Origin of the sequence: Brachyspira catarrhinii, assembly GCF_005518285.1 — a bacterium.
In the GTDB taxonomy this organism is placed as follows: Bacteria; Spirochaetota; Brachyspiria; order Brachyspirales; family Brachyspiraceae; genus Brachyspira; species Brachyspira catarrhinii.
The window spans coordinates 1-1,210 of sequence record NZ_SJDU01000541.1; the positions used below are offsets into that span (position 1 = coordinate 1).

The following is a 1,210-nucleotide window of genomic DNA, read 5'->3' on the forward strand; positions in this document are numbered from 1 at the left end:
AACTTATTAACGGCGGGTACAATGGACTTGAAGACAGAGAAAAAAGATATGAAAATATATTAAAAATACTAGAGGATAAAAATGTCTGATGCATTAACGGCTTTATCTATAATAGGTATTTGTATAACTATACTCATAATTGGAAAATGGGTTAAGGACCTTATTCTGCATAATAAGCAAGCTAAATTAAAAGCAAATATTAAAGACGGTACTATAGAGTTTGGAAATGATAAGGTTAATGCAGAAAAAACTATAGAAAATCAAAATAAGATTGTATCTAATGCATTTGAATCTCCAAAAGAGCTAGCTGTATTAGAATCGAAAAATAACAGTGAAATATTAGCTTATTATCATGGAGATAACAAAAAAGAAGAAAATAAGTTTAAATATGATGAGAAAATTACATCTCTTACTGTATATAAAGAGTATAGCAGTATAATAAGTCAAAGTACATTAAAAGTGCAAAGTCAAATCATAAGCTATATAGTACATAATCATATACTTGATAAAGATAAAGCAGAGCTTAGGGAATATATAAAAGCAAAAAGAATAGAGATTATTAATATATATAATGAGGCTTTATCTAAAAGCAACATTATGAGTATAAATAAGCTAGGTTTAGAAAATATATGTAATTTTTATTATATGATTATTTTAGATAAAATAGAGGATATTTATAAATCAATTTATAATAATCATCAAGCACAATATGATAAACGTAAAGCATTTATGAAAAATCTTAAAAATATTCCCGCTGCTGACAGATTAAAAAGCTATGATGTATTTATTAATAATAATTTTACTGAAACAACTATCAAAGACAGTGAGATAGTTTTAGAAAATCTTGAATATCTGCAGAAGTTCCTTTTAGGCATATTTCACGACAATTTAAAATACAATGGAGTTAGATAGATGAGTTTTATAGAAAAGCATAATGCTAATAAAAAATTAAGTATCTATACAAGCATAGTTACTTTTATTTTAGGGGTTGTTTGGGTTAGTGTTAATCTTATCTGGAGAGGTAGAACAGTTGCTAAAGAAGAAGCTATTGCTGTTGTAATAATTTTCCTTGGTCTTAATGCAGTTAGTTTTGGAAGTGATTTAAGAGGCTTTTTGAAGATATTAAGAAACAATAATATTAATGATGATAAAAAAAATAATAATGAAAAGGAGTAAGCAGTGATTCCAATAATAACGGGCTTTTTATCCA

At 26.1% G+C, this 1,210-nt stretch carries 2 protein-coding genes; both read left to right on the top strand.

Features of this window, described 5'->3' with window-relative positions; genetic code table 11:
* Window positions 1–81: 81 nt before the first annotated feature.
* Window positions 82–912: a hypothetical protein gene (locus EZH24_RS12175; RefSeq protein WP_137999329.1), complete on the top strand. Its 831-nt coding sequence runs from the start codon at window positions 82–84 to the stop codon at window positions 910–912.
* Entirely contained in the window at window positions 913–1,176 is a 264-nt protein-coding gene (locus EZH24_RS12180; RefSeq protein WP_137999330.1) for an endonuclease, read from the top strand. It abuts the gene before it with no gap.
* Window positions 1,177–1,210: the final 34 nt, after the last annotated feature.

Bases quoted from the DNA above. Each gene is read 5' to 3' on its own strand.
- EZH24_RS12175 (WP_137999329.1), top strand. From the start codon at position 82: ATGTCTGATGCATTAACGGCTTTATCTATAATAGGTATTTGTATAACT.
- EZH24_RS12180 (WP_137999330.1), top strand. From the start codon at position 913: ATGAGTTTTATAGAAAAGCATAATGCTAATAAAAAATTAAGTATCTAT.